This window comes from Pseudomonas baetica, assembly GCF_051216495.1.
Taxonomy (GTDB): Bacteria; Pseudomonadota; Gammaproteobacteria; order Pseudomonadales; family Pseudomonadaceae; genus Aquipseudomonas; species Aquipseudomonas baetica_B.
This window is the reverse complement of record NZ_JBPKAM010000123.1, coordinates 1-15,626: the sequence shown is the minus strand read 5'-3', so window position 1 is coordinate 15,626 and position 15,626 is coordinate 1. Positions and strand designations below refer to the sequence as shown.

Annotated in this window: 15 protein-coding genes; 14 read left to right on the top strand and 1 reads right to left on the bottom strand. The window is 63.2% G+C overall.

Translation table 11 applies throughout. The annotated features are described in order from the left end of the window. Positions 1-76 precede the first annotated feature (76 nt). Entirely contained in the window at positions 77-673 is a 597-nt protein-coding gene (paaY, locus tag ACSFE6_RS27670; protein WP_435430579.1) for a phenylacetic acid degradation protein PaaY, read from the bottom strand. 348 nt (positions 674-1,021) lie between these two features. On the opposite strand from paaY, the gene paaF reads away from it, so the two are divergent. The 14 genes from paaF (at position 1,022) to paaZ (ending at position 15,512) form a co-directional block, all read left to right on the top strand. Next, the gene (gene paaF / locus ACSFE6_RS27665) at positions 1,022-1,795 is read left to right on the top strand and encodes a 2,3-dehydroadipyl-CoA hydratase PaaF (RefSeq protein ID WP_435430578.1); all 774 of its coding nucleotides are present in this window, start codon (positions 1,022-1,024) and stop codon (positions 1,793-1,795) included. A 39-nt stretch (positions 1,796-1,834) separates the two neighbouring features. Beyond that, positions 1,835-2,626, top strand: coding sequence for a 2-(1,2-epoxy-1,2-dihydrophenyl)acetyl-CoA isomerase PaaG (gene paaG, locus ACSFE6_RS27660; protein ID WP_435430577.1), 792 nt, complete (start codon positions 1,835-1,837; stop codon positions 2,624-2,626). Between the two features lie 3 nt (positions 2,627-2,629). Beyond that, positions 2,630-4,147, top strand: a complete 1,518-nt coding sequence (paaH, locus tag ACSFE6_RS27655; protein WP_435430576.1) for a 3-hydroxyacyl-CoA dehydrogenase PaaH — start codon at positions 2,630-2,632, stop codon at positions 4,145-4,147. Further along, positions 4,140-4,589: a hydroxyphenylacetyl-CoA thioesterase PaaI gene (gene paaI / locus ACSFE6_RS27650; protein WP_110964025.1), complete on the top strand. Its 450-nt coding sequence runs from the start codon at positions 4,140-4,142 to the stop codon at positions 4,587-4,589. The genes paaH and paaI overlap by 8 nt, the downstream gene beginning before the upstream one ends. Then, entirely contained in the window at positions 4,582-5,793 is a 1,212-nt protein-coding gene (gene pcaF / locus ACSFE6_RS27645) for a 3-oxoadipyl-CoA thiolase (protein WP_435430575.1), read from the top strand. The genes paaI and pcaF overlap by 8 nt, the downstream gene beginning before the upstream one ends. 99 nt (positions 5,794-5,892) lie before the next feature. Next, positions 5,893-7,218 (top strand): phenylacetate--CoA ligase PaaK, encoded by a 1,326-nt coding sequence (gene paaK, locus ACSFE6_RS27640; RefSeq protein WP_435430574.1) that lies wholly within the window; start codon positions 5,893-5,895, stop codon positions 7,216-7,218. A 374-nt stretch (positions 7,219-7,592) separates the two neighbouring features. Next, positions 7,593-8,582 carry a 1,2-phenylacetyl-CoA epoxidase subunit PaaA gene (gene paaA, locus ACSFE6_RS27635; protein ID WP_435430573.1) on the top strand — a complete coding sequence of 330 codons (990 nt, stop codon included), beginning with the start codon at positions 7,593-7,595 and terminating at the stop codon, positions 8,580-8,582. A 28-nt stretch (positions 8,583-8,610) separates the two neighbouring features. Next, positions 8,611-8,892: a 1,2-phenylacetyl-CoA epoxidase subunit PaaB gene (gene paaB, locus ACSFE6_RS27630; RefSeq protein WP_435430572.1), complete on the top strand. Its 282-nt coding sequence runs from the start codon at positions 8,611-8,613 to the stop codon at positions 8,890-8,892. An 8-nt stretch (positions 8,893-8,900) separates the two neighbouring features. Then, positions 8,901-9,662 (top strand): 1,2-phenylacetyl-CoA epoxidase subunit PaaC, encoded by a 762-nt coding sequence (paaC, locus tag ACSFE6_RS27625; RefSeq protein ID WP_435430571.1) that lies wholly within the window; start codon positions 8,901-8,903, stop codon positions 9,660-9,662. After that, positions 9,649-10,182, top strand: coding sequence for a 1,2-phenylacetyl-CoA epoxidase subunit PaaD (gene paaD / locus ACSFE6_RS27620; RefSeq protein WP_435430570.1), 534 nt, complete (start codon positions 9,649-9,651; stop codon positions 10,180-10,182). The genes paaC and paaD overlap by 14 nt, the downstream gene beginning before the upstream one ends. A 31-nt stretch (positions 10,183-10,213) precedes the next feature. Beyond that, positions 10,214-11,290, top strand: a complete 1,077-nt coding sequence (paaE, locus tag ACSFE6_RS27615) for a 1,2-phenylacetyl-CoA epoxidase subunit PaaE (RefSeq protein WP_435430569.1) — start codon at positions 10,214-10,216, stop codon at positions 11,288-11,290. Positions 11,291-11,442: 152 nt separating this feature from the next. Further along, entirely contained in the window at positions 11,443-11,751 is a 309-nt protein-coding gene (locus ACSFE6_RS27610) for a DUF485 domain-containing protein (RefSeq protein WP_435430568.1), read from the top strand. Next, positions 11,748-13,394 (top strand): cation acetate symporter, encoded by a 1,647-nt coding sequence (locus tag ACSFE6_RS27605; RefSeq protein WP_435430567.1) that lies wholly within the window; start codon positions 11,748-11,750, stop codon positions 13,392-13,394. The genes ACSFE6_RS27610 and ACSFE6_RS27605 overlap by 4 nt, the downstream gene beginning before the upstream one ends. A 63-nt stretch (positions 13,395-13,457) precedes the next feature. Beyond that, complete coding sequence (gene paaZ / locus ACSFE6_RS27600) at positions 13,458-15,512, top strand: phenylacetic acid degradation bifunctional protein PaaZ (protein WP_435430566.1); 2,055 nt, start codon at positions 13,458-13,460, stop codon at positions 15,510-15,512. Positions 15,513-15,626: the final 114 nt, after the last annotated feature.

Below are 15,626 nucleotides of genomic sequence, written 5' to 3'. Positions count from 1 at the left end.
CGGTTGGTCAGTCACCATCAATGTTGAATGTCAGACTGCATTCGCGAGCAGGCTCGCTCCCACAAGGGATCTGTGTTCATACACCATTACCCTTTGGCCGCAACCCACTGTCACTGATCCGCGGCCGATCCGCTTCCGCCTCGGTCAACGGTTCACACTCCTGCATCTGCGTCAGGCAACGCTTGGCCAACTCCTGATACTCACGGGTACCCGCCTGTTTCCACGCCACTTCCTGATCGCTGAGGGTGCGTTTGACGACGGCCGGCGCGCCCATGACCAGCGACTGCTCGGGGCATTCGAAACCCGCCTTGACGAACGCCGCCGCCGACACGAAGGACCGCGCTCCGATGCGCGCGTTGTCCATGACCACCGCATTCATGCCCACCAGCGCGTCTGCGCCGATGCGGCAACCGTGCAGCACTGCGCCATGGCCGATGTGGCCGTTGCGCTCGACCACGGTGTCGCTGTCCGGGAAGCCGTGCATCACACAGGTGTCCTGCAGGTTGGCGCCCTCCTCCAGCACGATCCGCCCGAAGTCACCGCGCAAGCTCGCCAACGGCCCGACGTAGCAATGCGGGCCGATGATGACGTCACCGATCAGGACCGCCGTCGGGTGCACATAAGCAGTGGGGTCGATCACCGGGGTCAAGCCATCGAGGCTGTAGCAAGTCATTGGCAGGTTCCTTCACAAAGCGATGCCGAATTTGACTCATTTTGTATCACATCGCTTTTACCAGCACAAAGACTAAAAAGCGTATCACTTGAAGAGTGCCAACTGACGGACTGTATTCCACACCAACAAATAGCGATAAAGACCAATAAAATCGGGCTCAACAGCTAAACAGCCGCCCCAATTCAGTCAGCTGTTTGAAATACAGAATCCGACAATAGGACACATTAAAACGTTTTATGAGTTGATTTTGCGTATCACATTGTAGGTATACTCCGGCAAAACCGGCCCCACGGCCGATCCAATAACAAGTCGCACCACCGCCGTGCATACACCGTGAGGGCAACCGCCGTGCCTCAAACCCTGACCGTCGAAACGCTCGAGACTGGCGTGCGCCTGATTACCCTGCAGCGCCCGCAAGCGCTGAATGCCCTGAACACCCAATTGCTGGGCGAACTGGCGGACGAACTCGCCGCCGCCCAAGCCGATCCCGACACCCGCGCCGTGGTCATCACCGGCAGCCGCAAGGCCTTCGCCGCCGGCGCCGACATCAAGGAAATGGCCGAGCGGGACCTGGTCGGCATCCTCGACGACCCGCGCCAGGCTTCGTGGCAGGCCATCACCCGCTTCAGCAAACCGCTGATCGCCGCCGTCAATGGCTTCGCCCTGGGCGGTGGCTGCGAACTGGCGATGCACGCCGACATCATCATTGCTGGTGAGGACGCCCGTTTCGGCCAGCCGGAAATCAACCTCGGCATCATGCCCGGCGCCGGTGGCACCCAACGCCTGCTGCGCGCCGTCGGCAAATCAATGGCCATGCAGATGGTGCTGACCGGCGAGCCGATCGATGCGCGCCAGGCCCAGCGCGCCGGCCTGGTCAGCGAAATCACGCAGCCGGAATTCACCGTCGAACGCGCCCTCGAGGTCGCCCGCCAGATCGCCGCCAAGGCACCGCTGGCGGTACGCCTGGCCAAGGAAGCCCTGCTCAAGGCCATGGACACGGACCTGGCCAGCGGCCTGCGTTTTGAGCGCCACGCCTTCACCGTGCTGGCCGGCACCCGCGACCGTAATGAAGGCATCGCGGCGTTCCAGGAAAAGCGCACGCCGACTTTCACCGGCCAGTAATCACCGAATTCGAACGATCTCTCAAAGAGCGCCAAGACCATGAACTTCGAACACATCCTGTTTTCCATCGACGCCGGCGTCGCCCTGCTGAGTCTCAATCGTCCGGACCAGCTCAACAGCTTCAACACCCAGATGCACGGCGAAGTGAAGGAAGCGCTCAAACAAGTGCGGCAGAACCCGGACGTGCGCGTCCTGCTGCTGACCGGTGAAGGCCGTGGCTTCTGCGCAGGCCAAGACCTGAGCGACCGCAACGTCGCGCCGGGCGCCGCCGTGCCGGACCTGGGCGAGTCCATCGAGAAGTTCTACAACCCGATGATCCGCCAACTGCGCGACCTGCCGATGCCGGTGATCTGCGCGGTCAACGGTGTGGCTGCCGGCGCTGGCGCCAATATTCCCCTGGCCTGCGACCTGGTGCTTGCCGCACGTTCGGCCAGCTTCATCCAGGCTTTCTGCAAAATCGGTCTGATCCCGGACTCTGGCGGTACCTGGACCCTGCCGCGCCTGGTGGGCATGGCCCGCGCCAAGGCCCTGGCCTTGCTCGGCAACCGCCTGACCGCCGAACAGGCCGAGCAATGGGGCCTGATCTACCGCTGCGTGGACGACGCCGATCTGCGCGACGAAGCGCTGAAACTGGCGCAACACCTGGCCACCCAGCCGACCTATGGCCTGGCCCTGATCAAGCGCAGCCTGAATGCGAGCATGAGCAACAGCTTCGACGAACAGCTGGAACTGGAGCGCGACCTGCAACGCCTGGCCGGGCGCAGCGAGGACTACCGCGAAGGCGTCAGCGCCTTCATGGAAAAACGCACCCCAAGCTTCAAGGGACGCTGAGTCATGAGCGCATTGAATAAAAACGAACGCGTCGCCGTGATTGGCGCCGGTGCCATGGGTGCCGGCATTGCCCAGGTCGCGGCACAGGCCGGCCATTCGGTGTTGCTGCTGGACAATCGTCCTGGCGCCGCCGCACAAGCCATCGAAGGCATTGATAAGCAACTGGGCAAGCGGGTCGAGAACGGCAAGCTGTCCGCCGAATCGCGCACCGCAACCATCGCTCGCCTGCAAGCGGTGGATGCGATCGAAGCCCTGGCCGATTGCGATCTGATCATCGAAGCCATCGTCGAGAACCTTGAGGTCAAGCGCGCGCTGTTCCGCCAGCTGGAAGACATCTGCGGCGATCACTGCATCCTCGCCAGCAACACCTCGTCGCTGTCGATCACCAGCATCGCCGCGCAATTGAAGCGCCCGCAGCGCCTGCTGGGCCTGCACTTCTTCAACCCGGCGCCGGTCATGGCGCTGGTGGAAATCGTCTCGGGCCTTGCCAGCGATCCGGCCCTCGCCGAGTGCCTGTACGACACCGCCAAGGCCTGGGGCAAGAAACCGGTGCACACCCGCTCCACCCCCGGCTTCATCGTCAACCGCGTGGCCCGGCCGTTCTACGCCGAAAGCTTGCGTCTGTTGCAGGAAGACGCCGCCGATTGCCCGACCCTGGATGCGTTGATGCGCGAGGCCGGTGGCTTCGCTATGGGTGCCTTCGAGCTGACTGACCTGATCGGTCATGACGTCAACTATGCCGTGACCTGCTCGGTGTTCGACGCCTATTACCAGGACACCCGCTTCCAGCCTTCGCTGATCCAGAAAGAACTGGTGGACGGCGGCCGTTTCGGTCGTAAGAGCGGACAGGGTTTCTACAGCTACGCCCAAGGCGCCGAACGCCCACAAGCGGCTGAAATCACCAGCAGCGCCAGCGTCGAGGCCTGCGTCGTTGAAGGCGACTTGGGTATTGCCCAAGGCTTGCTGCCACGCCTGCGCGAACAGGGCGTCAACGTCATCCAACGCGACGGCCGTGGCCTGTTGCGGGTCGGTGACGCGGTGCTGGCCCTGAGCGACGGCCGCATGGGCTGCCAGCGCGCCAGGGAAGACGGCCTGCGCAACCTGATCTTGCTGGATCTGGCAGGCGATTACGCCACTGCCAAACGCATCGCCATCAGTTACGCGGCGGGCATCGATCCGCTGGCCCTCGAACAAGGCGTTGCCCTGCTGCAACAGGCCGGCCTCAAGGTCAGCCTGCTCAATGACAGCCCGGCGCTCGCGGTACTGCGCACCGTGGCGATGCTCGCCAACGAAGCCGCCGACGCGCTGCTGCAAGGCGTGGCCTCGGCCGCCGATATCGATCTGGCGATGCGCGCCGGGGTCAACTACCCGCAAGGCCCGCTGGCCTGGGCCGACGCCGTTGGCCTGCCGCATGTGCTGGCCGTGCTGGACAACTTGCAAGCCGCTTACGGTGAAGAACGTTACCGGCCATCGCTGCTGCTGCGTCGCCGCGTCGCCGAAGGGAGAAACTTCCATGACTAACCATGAAGCGATGACCCTGGCCAGCGAGTGTGCGCAATCGCTGTTCCAGCGCGACGCCGCCAGCCAGGCCATGGGCATGCGCCTGCTGTCCGCCGGCCCAGGCACGGCTCGTGTGGGCATGACCGTGCGCGCCGACATGGTCCAGGGCCACGGTACCTGCCACGGCGGCTACCTGTTCGCCCTCGCCGATTCGGCGTTCGCTTTCGCCTGCAACAGCTACAACGAAGCCACCGTAGCCATCGGTTGCAGCATCGACTACGTCGCCCCGGCCCGCCTCGGCGACACCTTGAGTGCCGACTGCATCGAGCAAAGCCGCTCGGGCCGCACCGGCAACTACGACGTACGCATTGAAAACCAGCAGGGCCAGTTGATCGCCCTGTTCCACGGCAAATCCTACAAAGTGCGCGGCCCGGTGCTGGCGCAGGAGACCCCGAATGAATGACGCCCTGATTATCGACGCGGTACGCACGCCCATCGGCCGCTACGCCGGAGTCCTGAGCAGCGTGCGCGCCGACGACCTCGGCGCAGTGCCGCTGCGTGAACTGCAACGCCGCCACCCACAAGTGGACTGGAGCAGCGTCGACGACGTGATCTACGGCTGCGCCAACCAGGCCGGCGAAGACAACCGCAACGTGGCGCGCATGTCGGCGCTGTTGGCCGGCTTGCCGGTCAGCGTACCGGGCACCACCCTCAACCGCCTGTGCGGCTCCGGGCTGGATGCAGTCGGCACCGCCGCCCGTGCGATCCGCAGTGGCGAGGCCGGTTTGATGCTGGTGGGCGGCGTGGAATCCATGTCCCGCGCTCCGCTGGTAATGGGCAAGGCCGAGCAGGCGTTTTCCCGCCAGGCGGAAATCTTCGACACCACCATCGGCTGGCGCTTCGTCAATCCGCTGATGAAAAAAGGCTTCGGCATTGATTCGATGCCGGAAACCGCGGAAAACGTCGCCGAGCAGTTCAACATTTCCCGCGCAGACCAGGACGCCTTCGCCCTGCGCAGCCAGCAACGCGCTGCCGCCGCCCAGGCCAACGGACGCCTGGCCAAGGAAATCGTCGCGGTGGAAATCCCGCAGCGCAAAGGCCCGGCCAAGATCGTCGAGCACGATGAACACCCGCGCGGCGATACCACCCTTGAACAGCTTGCCAAGCTCGGCACACCGTTCCGCGAAGGCGGCAGCGTCACCGCCGGCAACGCCTCGGGCGTCAACGACGGTGCCTGCGCCCTGCTGCTGGCCAGCCCCGAAGTCGCCCAACGCCATGGCCTGACTGCCCGTGGCCGCGTGGTGGCGATGGCCACCGCCGGCGTTGAACCACGGATCATGGGCATCGGCCCGGTGCCGGCCACCCGCAAGGTGCTGGAACTGGCCAACCTGAGCCTGGCGGACATGGACGTGATCGAGCTCAACGAAGCCTTCGCCGCACAGGGTTTGGCGGTATTGCGCGAGTTGGGCTTGAGCGACACCGACCCGCGGGTCAACCCCAACGGCGGCGCCATCGCCCTTGGCCATCCGCTGGGCATGAGCGGCGCGCGTCTGGTGACCACCGCCCTGCACGAGCTGGAAGAACGTAATGGCCGCTACGCCCTGTGCACCATGTGCATCGGCGTCGGCCAAGGGATCGCGCTGGTCATCGAGCGTCTATCCCACTAAAGAACCGCGATTCCCAAGGAGACCAGAGGTATCCTTGGGTCATGCACTCAAAGCCCCCGCGTGCAGGGGCTTGAACACAAAAACAATTCGAGTGAAACCATGAACATGCCAATTTCCCAATCCACGCTTGGCCCTGCACTGGACCCGATGGAAACCGCCAGCATCGACGAACTGCGTCAACACCAGCTCGATCGCTTGCGTTGGAGCCTTAAACACGCCTACCAGAACGTGCCGGTGTACCGTCAGCGCTTCGATGAGCTGGGTGTACACCCGGACGACATCAAGTCGCTGGAAGACCTGGCGAAGTTCCCGTTCACCACCAAGGCCGACCTGCGCGACAACTACCCCTACGGCATGTTCGCCGTGCCGATGAGCGATGTGGTGCGCCTGCACGCCTCCAGCGGCACCACCGGCAAACCGACCGTGGTCGGCTACACCCAGAATGACATCGACACCTGGGCCAACGTCGTGGCCCGTTCGATTCGCGCAGCCGGCGGTCGTCGTGGCGACAAGGTGCACATTTCCTACGGCTACGGCCTGTTCACCGGCGGTTTGGGTGCGCACTATGGCGCCGAGCGCCTGGGCTGCACCGTGATCCCGATGTCCGGTGGCCAGACTGAAAAACAAGTGCAACTGATCAAGGATTTCCAGCCGGACATCATCATGGTCACGCCGTCCTACATGCTCAACATCGCCGATGAAATCGAGCGTCAGGGCATCGACCCGCACAAACTGGCCCTGCGCCTGGGCATCTTCGGCGCCGAGCCGTGGACCGCCGAACTGCGCAGCGCCATCGAGCAGCGCCTGGGCATCACTGCCCTGGACATCTATGGCCTCTCGGAAATCATGGGCCCGGGCGTGGCCATGGAATGCGCCGAAACCAAGGACGGCCCGACCATCTGGGAAGACCACTTCTACCCGGAAATCATCGACCCGGTGACTGGCGAAGTGCTGCCGGACGGCCAGATGGGTGAACTGGTGTTCACCTCCCTGAGCAAAGAAGCCCTGCCGATGATCCGCTACCGCACCCGCGACCTGACGCGCCTGCTGCCGGGCACCGCGCGCCCGATGCGCCGCATCGACAAAATCACCGGACGCAGCGACGACATGCTGATCATCCGTGGCGTTAACGTATTCCCGACGCAGATCGAAGAGCAGGTGCTGAAAGTCAAACAACTGGCCGAGTGCTACGAGATTCATCTGTATCGCAATGGCAACCTGGACAGCGTCGACGTGCATGTTGAGCTCAAGGCCGAGCACCAGCACCTGACCGACGACCAGCAAAAGGCGGTTTGCGGTGAGTTGAGCAAGCACATCAAGACCTACATCGGGATCAGCACGAAGATCGTCCTGCGGCCGTTCCATTCGATCAAACGTTCCGAGGGCAAGGCCAGCCACGTTGTGGACAACCGCCCTAAAGCATGACTGCTGCACCCCTTTGAGCCCCGCTGACGCGGGGCTTTTTTTTGCCTTTTCAACACCACTCTTGCGGGAACCGGCTTACCTGCGATGGGGGATGTACCCAATCCAATTGTGGGAGCGAGCCTGCTCGCGAATGCGGCGTGTCATTCAGTGCAAATGTCGGCCGACCAGGCCAGTTCGCGAGCAGGCTCGCTCCCACAGGGGAATCTTTGCCAGGCCTGCTCTGCTTTGGCCCGTCTCAAAGCCAACCATTCATCCAAAGCGATACAAAAATACATGCGACACGATATTTTCCGTTTGATATTAATTTCTGTATCGCTTATAAAGTTCTCCATGCCCGCGAAATGCCCCTGAACAAAAAGAGGCCGGAGACCCACATGTACGCACAGCTAGTAGAAACAGGCGTAAAGCGCATAAAAGACCTGTCGGAGATGTCCGGCGAGGAACGCGCTTTCCAGGAAAAAATCGATTCAGAAATCAAGATCGAAGCCAAGAATTGGATGCCAGATGCTTACCGGCAAACCCTGATCCGGCAGATTTCCCAGCACGCCCACTCCGAAATCGTCGGCATGCTGCCCGAAGGCAACTGGGTCACCCGCGCGCCAACGCTCAAACGCAAACTGCAATTGATGGCCAAGATCCAGGACGAAGCCGGTCATGGCCTGTACCTGTACAGCGCCATGGAAACCCTGGGCGCCGATCGCGATACAGAAATCGACAAGCTGCACAGCGGCAAGGCCAAGTACTCGAGCATCTTCAATTACCCGACGCTGAACTGGGCCGACATGGGCGCGGTGGGCTGGCTGGTAGACGGTGCGGCGATCGTTAACCAGGTGGTGCTGCAGCGCACCTCCTACGGCCCTTATTCGCGGGCAATGATCCGCATCTGCAAGGAAGAAAGCTTCCACCAGCGCCAGGGCTACGAAATCCTGCTGACCATGATGCGCCACGGTAACCAGGCCCAGAAGGACATGGTCCAGGACGCGATCAACCGCCTGTGGTGGCCAGCACTGATGATGTTCGGCCCGAGCGACGAACACTCGCCGAACAGCGCGCAATCCATGGCCTGGAAGATCAAGCGCCAGAGCAACGACGAACTGCGCCAGCGCTTCATCGACCAGACCATCCCGCAACTGGAGCTGTTGGGCTGCACCTGCCCTGACCCGGACCTGAAGTGGAACGCCGAACGCGGCCACTACGATTTCGGCGAGATCCAGTGGGACGAATTCTACGAAGTGCTCAAGGGCAACGGCCCGTGCAACCAGGAACGCGTCGCCACCCGCCGCAAGGCGATCGAAGACGGTGCCTGGGTCCGCGAAGCCGCTGTCGCCCACGCCCGCAAAAAACAAAACAAGAACGCCGCCTGATTCGGCGACCTGATGTGGAGTAATTGAAATGTCCCAGTGGACCCTCTTCGAAGTTTTCGTGCGCAGCAAGCACGGCCTGAACCACAAACACGTCGGCAGCGTGCATGCCGCCGACGCCACCATGGCCATCGAGAACGCGCGCGAGCTCTACACCCGTCGCAGCGAAGGCGTGAGCCTGTGGGTCGTGCCTTCGGCGTTGATCACCGCTTCGTCGCCGGATGAAAAAGACCCGCTGTTCGATCCGTCGGACGACAAGGTTTACCGCCACGCCAGCTTCTACGAGCTGCCGGCCGAAGTCGGGCACATGTGAGATCGACCATGACTAACAAGACCGATCTGATCGAATACCTGCTGCGCCTGGGCGACAGCGCCCTGATCCAGGGCCAGCGTCTGTGCCAGTGGTGCGGCAAGGCCCCGGCACTGGAAGAAGAACTGGCGTTGATGAACGTCGGCCTCGACCTCGTCGGCCAGGCCCGCAACTGGCTGGACTACGCCGCCGAGCTGCTGGACGACGGCCGTGACGCCGATGACCTGGCCTTCCGTCGCGATGAGCGCGCCTATCGCAACCTGCTGCTGGTGGAACAACCCAACGGCGACTTCGCGGTGACCATGCTCAAGCAGTTCCTGTACGACGCCTGGCACCTGCCAGTGTTGCAGGGCCTGAGCCAGTCCAGCGATGAGCGTATCGCCGGGATCGCCGCCAAGGCCGTGAAGGAAGTCACCTATCACCTGCGCCGCTCCGGCGAGTGGGTCGAGCGTCTGGGTGACGGCACCGAGGAAAGCCACAAGCGCATGCTCGCGGCCATTCCGGAAGTCTGGCGCTTCACCGTTGAACTGATCGCCGCCGATGACAGCGAACAACGCCTGTGCGAAGCCGGCATCACTCCGGACATCGCCGCTGTCACTCGCGCATGGCAAGCCAAGGTCGACGCGATTTTCGCCAGCGCCACCCTGCCGGTGCCGGCTGCCGCAAGCCACTTCTACCTGAACGCGCGCAAGGGACTGCACACTGAACACCTCGGCATCTTGCTGGCCGAGATGCAGTTCCTGCCACGAGCGTACCCCGATGCAACCTGGTGATCTGATTGTCAGCGACCTCGGCGCCCGGCCGGCACAACCGACCGACCTGGCTACCGCCTGGGCGGTCCTGGCTGAGGTAATGGATCCGGAAGTGCCGGTGGTCAGCGTGGTGGACCTGGGCATCGTCCGCGATCTGGACTGGCAGGCCGGTCACTTGCACGTGGTGGTCACGCCGACCTACTCCGGCTGCCCGGCCACCGAAGTGATCGAGGGCGATATTCGCGACGCACTGGAGCAGGCCGGTTTTCGCGCGCCGAACCTGGAGCGCCGCCTGACCCCGGCCTGGACCACCGACTGGATCAGCGACAGCGGCCGCGAGCGCCTGCGCGCTTACGGCATTGCACCTCCCGATGGCAGCACCAGTAAACGCAGCCTGCTCGGTGAAAGCCCGGTGATCGCCTGCCCGCAATGCGGCAGCGTCCACACCGAAGTCCTCAGCGAGTTCGGCTCCACCGCGTGCAAGGCGCTGTATCGCTGCGTCGATTGCCGGGAACCGTTCGACTATTTCAAGTGCATCTGAGCGGCGATCGCCGTCCAGCTGGAGAACAACAATGAGCAAATTTCACAGCCTGACCATCAAGGACGTGCGCACCGAGACCCGTGACGCGGTGTCCATCGCCTTCGAGATTCCGCAGGACCTGCAAGACAGCTTCCACTTTACCCAGGGCCAGCACCTGGTGATGCGCACCCAAATGGATGGCGAGGAAGTGCGTCGCTCCTACTCGATCTGCACCGGTGTCAACGACGGTGAACTACGCGTAGCCATCAAACGCGTGGCCGGTGGGCGTTTCTCCGCGTTCGCCAACGAACACCTCAAGGCTGGGCATGTTCTGGAAGTGATGCCGCCAGCCGGACACTTCAGCGTGGAACTCGACCCGGCTCGCCACGGCCAGTACCTGGCGGTGGCAGCCGGCAGCGGCATCACGCCGATCCTGTCGATCATCAAGACCACCCTGGAAACCGAGCCCCATAGCCGCGTCACCCTGCTGTACGGCAACCGCTCCAGCTCCGGCGCGTTGTTCCGCGAACAGCTGGAAGACCTGAAGAATCGCTACCTGCAACGCCTGAACCTGATCTTCGTGTTCAGCCGCGAGCAGCAGGACGTCGACCTGTACAACGGCCGCATCAACGCCGAGAAATGCGAGCAGCTGTTCAGCCGCTGGCTGGACGTGAAAGCCCTCGACGCCGCCTTCATCTGCGGCCCGCAGGAAATGACCGAAACCGTGCGCGACAGCCTCAAGGCCAAGGGCATGGCCCCTGAGCGCATTCACTTCGAACTGTTCGCCGCCGCCGGCAGCCAGCAGAAACGCGAAGCCCGCGAAGCCGCCCGGCAAGTGGATTCGGCGGTCAGCCACATCACCGTGATCAGCGACGGCCGCGCCCTGGCCTTCGACCTGCCGCGCAACAGCCAGAGCATCCTCGACGCCGGCAACGCCGTGGGCGCCGAACTGCCGTACTCGTGCAAGGCCGGCGTGTGCTCGACCTGCAAGTGCAAGGTCATCGAAGGCGAAGTGGATATGGACAGCAACCACGCCCTGGAAGACTACGAAGTCGCCGCCGGCTACGTCCTGTCGTGCCAAGCCTTCCCGGTCAGCGACAAGGTGGTGCTGGACTTCGATCAGCTCTGAAAACACCTGCACCATCCCTTGTAGGAGCGAGCATGCTCGCGATGAACCGGAGATCGCCGCGGGGTATCAGGCACCCCGCGTCATCGTTGACGACCATCGCGAGCATGCTCGCTCCTACAGGGGCCACAACAAAAACAACAAAGGACACCCCCATGACCCCCCAAGACATAGAACTGATCCGTCAGCACCCCGATTTCATCCAGCTGGTACGCCGCAAGCAGAAACTTTACTGGTCGCTGTCGCTGATCATGCTGGTGATCTATTTCGGCTTTGTCCTGTTGGTGGCGTTCTCCCCGGCAACCCTCGGCCAGTCCCTGAGCGGCGGCGTGACCACCGTGGGCATGCTGGTGGGTGTGGTGATGGTGGTACTGGCTTTTGCATTGACCGGTTTCTATGTCTATCGCGCCAACAACGTGATCGACCCGCTGAACGACAAACTCAAGCAGGAGTGCGCCCTATGAGTCGCCTGCTTGCGTTGTTTCTGTTGCCGCTGGCGGTGGTCACCGACCTTGCGGTGGCGGCCGACGGTGCGTCTCGACCACTGAACTGGAACGCCATCGGCATGTTCCTGGTGTTCGTGCTGTTCACCCTCGGCGTAACCCGCTGGGCTGCCCTGCGCACCCGCTCGGCCAGTGACTTCTACACCGCCGGCGGTGGCATGAGCGGTTTCCAGAACGGCTTGGCGATTGCCGGCGACATGATCTCGGCGGCGTCTTTCCTCGGCATTTCCGCGATGATGTTCCTCAATGGCTACGACGGATTGCTCTATGCCTTGGGCGTACTGGCCGGCTGGCCAATCATCCTGTTCCTGATCGCCGAGCGCCTGCGCAACCTGGGCAAATACACCTTCGCCGATGTGGTGTCCTATCGCCTGGAACAGACCCCGGTACGCCTGACCTCGGCCTTCGGCACCCTGACCGTGGCCCTGATGTACCTGGTGGCGCAGATGGTCGGTGCCGGCAAGCTGATCGAATTGCTGTTCGGCATCGACTATCTGTATGCGGTGATGCTGGTCGGTGTACTGATGGTGTTCTACGTGACCTTCGGCGGCATGCTCGCCACCACCTGGGTGCAGATCATCAAGGCGGTGATGCTGCTATTCGGTACCAGCTTCATGGCCTTCATGGTGCTCAAGTATTTCGGTTTCAGCACCGAGGCGATGTTCGCCGGCGCTACCGCCGTGCACGCCAAGGGCAGCGCGATCATGGCGCCGGGTGGCTTGCTGTCCAACCCGATCGACGCGATTTCCCTGGGGCTGGGCATGATGTTCGGCACCGCCGGCCTGCCGCACATCCTGATGCGCTTCTTCACCGTCAGCGACGCCAAGGAAGCGCGTAAAAGCGTGTTCTACGCCACCGGTTTCATCGGCTACTTCTACCTGCTGCTGATCATCGTCGGCTTCGGCGCCATCGTCATGGTCGGCACCGATCCGGCGTACCGTGACGCGGCGGGCGCGATCATCGGCGGCGGCAACATGGTCGCCGTTCACCTCGCCCAAGCGGTGGGTGGCAACCTGTTCCTCGGTTTCATTTCGGCGGTGGCCTTCGCCACCATTCTGGCAGTGGTGGCCGGGCTGGCGCTGTCCGGCGCCTCGGCGGTGTCCCACGACCTGTATGCCTGTGTGATCCGCAAGGGTCAGGCCAGCGAACAACAGGAGATGCGCGTGTCGCGGATCGCCACGCTGTGCATCGGCGTGCTGGCGATCATCCTCGGCCTGCTGTTCGAATCGCAGAACATTGCGTTCCTCTCGGGACTGGTGCTGGCCATCGCGGCGTCGGTGAATTTCCCGGTGCTGTTCCTTTCGATGTACTGGAAAGGCCTGACCACACGCGGCGCGGTGCTGGGCAGCCTGGCGGGACTGGTCTCGGCGATTGTCCTGCTGGTATTGAGCCCGGCGGTATGGGTCAACGTCATGCACCACGACAAGGCGCTGTTCCCGTATTCCAACCCGGCACTGTTTTCCATGAGCCTGGCCTTCTTCAGCGCCTGGCTGTTTTCCGTCACCGACCGTTCGCCACGCGCCGCCCTTGAGCGCGGCCGTTACCTGGCGCAGTTCATCCGTTCCATGACCGGCATCGGCGCCTCGGGCGCCAGCCAGCACTGATCAACCTATTGAACGGCGCGGCCATGGCCGCGCCTGACACTGACCAAACCCGGAGCAATCCTGATGTCTCATACACCTACCCTGCAAAGCTTCATCGCCGGCCGCTGGATCGGCCAACAAGGCGCGCAAATCCTGCGCAGCGCCATCGACGGCCATGAAATCGCCTGCACTCATGAAGAGCGTCCGGACTTCGCCGAAGCCATCGAACACGGTCGTCGCCAAGGCGTCAGCGGCTTGATGGCCCTAGACTTCCAGCAACGCGCCCAGCGCCTCAAAGCCCTGGCCCTGTACCTGGCCGAACGCAAGGAACAGCTCTACGCGATCTCCCACCACAGCGGCGCGACCCGTGCCGACAGCTGGATCGACATCGAAGGCGGCAACAGCACGCTGTTCACCTACGCCAGCCTCGGCTCGCGCGAGCTGCCATCGGGCAACGTGGTCCACGAAGGCCCGGCCATGCAGCTGAGCAAGATGGGCTCCTTCGCCGGTACCCACATCCTGGTGCCTCGCGGCGGCGTGGCCGTGCACATCAACGCCTTCAACTTCCCGATCTGGGGCATGCTGGAAAAATTCGCACCGAGCTTCCTCGCGGGCATGCCGTGCATCGTCAAGCCAGCCAGCGCCACCAGCTACCTGACCGAAGCCGTGGTGCGCCTGATGGACGAATCCGGCCTCCTGCCAGCGGGCAGCCTGCAGCTGATCATCGGCGGCACCGGCGACTTGCTGGACCGCCTGCAAGGCCAGGACGTGGTGACCTTCACCGGTTCCGCCGACACAGCCGCCAAGCTGCGGGTCAACCCGAACCTGATCCGCAACTCGGTGCCGTTCACCGCCGAAGCCGACTCGCTGAACTGCGCGATCCTCGCTCCGGACGTGACTCCGGACGACGAAGAATTCGACCTGTTCGTCAAGGAAGTCGCCAAGGAAATGACCACCAAGGCTGGGCAGAAATGCACCGCCATCCGTCGCGCCATCGTCCCGGCCAAACACATCGATGCTGTGGCCACGCGCCTGCGTGATCGCCTGGCCAAAGTCGTGGTCGGCGATCCATCGGTGGAAGGCGTGCGCATGGGCGCACTGGCGTCCCACGATCAACAGAAAGACGTGGCCGAGCGCCTGGAAATGCTGTTGCAGAGCAGCGACCTGCTGTTCGGTGCCCGTGATGGTTTCAACCCTCGCGGCGAAAACGTCGACAAGGGCGCGTTCTTCGCCCCGACCCTGTTGCAGGCTCGCGACCCGCACGCTGAAGGCGGTGCTCACGACATCGAAGCGTTCGGTCCGGTCAGCACCCTGATGGCCTATGACGACATCGACGAAGCCCTGGCCCTGGCCGCTCGCGGCAAAGGCAGCCTGGTGGCCAGCCTGGTGACCAAGGATCCGCAAATCGCCGCCAAAGTCGTTCCGGTCGCCGCTGCCCTGCACGGTCGCCTGCACATACTGGACCGCACCTGCGCCGGCGAATCCACCGGCCACGGCTCGCCGCTGCCGCAACTCAAGCACGGCGGTCCGGGTCGTGCCGGTGGCGGTGAAGAACTCGGTGGCCTGCGTGCGGTGAAACACTACCTGCAACGCGCCGCGGTACAAGGCTCGCCAACCATGCTGGCGGCAGTTACCGGCGAATACGTACGCGGCGCCAAGGTCATCGAAACCGAAGTGCACCCGTTCCGTCGCTACTTCCAGGACCTGCAGATCGGCGAGTCGCTGCTGACCCACCGTCGTACCGTCACCGAGGCTGACCTGGTGAACTTCGGTTGCCTGTCGGGCGACCACTTCTACATGCACTTCGACGACATCGCAGCCAAGGAATCGCAATTCGGCAAGCGCATCGCCCACGGTTACTTCGTACTATCGGCGGCGGCCGGCCTGTTCGTATCCCCTGGCGTGGGTCCGGTCCTGGCCAACTACGGCCTCGACACCCTGCGCTTCATCAACCCGGTGGGCATCGGCGACACCATCCAGGCCCGCCTGACCTGCAAACGCAAGATCGACCAGGGCAAGAAAAGCCCGCAGGGCGTTCCGCAAGGGGTGGTGGCATGGGACGTGGAAGTCACCAACCAGCTGGGCGAGCTGGTGGCCAGTTATGACATTCTGACGCTGGTGGTTAAACGCGAAGACTGATCCTCATCCGGCATCGCTGTCGGATGTAATGGCCCCATCGCGGGGGGGGGAAATCACCCAAGGGGTGTGTGTGACGCCACCAAACCCGTGGGGGGGGGTTTTTTTAGGCGGGGT

Excerpts from the sequence above, each read along its gene's own strand:
- paaY (WP_435430579.1), bottom strand. The coding sequence starts at position 673 with ATGACTTGCTACAGCCTCGATGGCTTGACCCCGGTGATCGACCCCACT.
- paaG (WP_435430577.1), top strand. The coding sequence starts at position 1,835 with ATGAACTTCGAACACATCCTGTTTTCCATCGACGCCGGCGTCGCCCTG.
- paaH (WP_435430576.1), top strand. The coding sequence starts at position 2,630 with ATGAGCGCATTGAATAAAAACGAACGCGTCGCCGTGATTGGCGCCGGT.
- paaI (WP_110964025.1), top strand. The coding sequence starts at position 4,140 with ATGACTAACCATGAAGCGATGACCCTGGCCAGCGAGTGTGCGCAATCG.
- pcaF (WP_435430575.1), top strand. The coding sequence starts at position 4,582 with ATGAATGACGCCCTGATTATCGACGCGGTACGCACGCCCATCGGCCGC.
- paaK (WP_435430574.1), top strand. The coding sequence starts at position 5,893 with ATGAACATGCCAATTTCCCAATCCACGCTTGGCCCTGCACTGGACCCG.
- paaA (WP_435430573.1), top strand. The coding sequence starts at position 7,593 with ATGTACGCACAGCTAGTAGAAACAGGCGTAAAGCGCATAAAAGACCTG.
- paaB (WP_435430572.1), top strand. The coding sequence starts at position 8,611 with ATGTCCCAGTGGACCCTCTTCGAAGTTTTCGTGCGCAGCAAGCACGGC.
- paaC (WP_435430571.1), top strand. The coding sequence starts at position 8,901 with ATGACTAACAAGACCGATCTGATCGAATACCTGCTGCGCCTGGGCGAC.
- paaD (WP_435430570.1), top strand. The coding sequence starts at position 9,649 with ATGCAACCTGGTGATCTGATTGTCAGCGACCTCGGCGCCCGGCCGGCA.
- paaE (WP_435430569.1), top strand. The coding sequence starts at position 10,214 with ATGAGCAAATTTCACAGCCTGACCATCAAGGACGTGCGCACCGAGACC.
- ACSFE6_RS27610 (WP_435430568.1), top strand. The coding sequence starts at position 11,443 with ATGACCCCCCAAGACATAGAACTGATCCGTCAGCACCCCGATTTCATC.
- ACSFE6_RS27605 (WP_435430567.1), top strand. The coding sequence starts at position 11,748 with ATGAGTCGCCTGCTTGCGTTGTTTCTGTTGCCGCTGGCGGTGGTCACC.
- paaZ (WP_435430566.1), top strand. The coding sequence starts at position 13,458 with ATGTCTCATACACCTACCCTGCAAAGCTTCATCGCCGGCCGCTGGATC.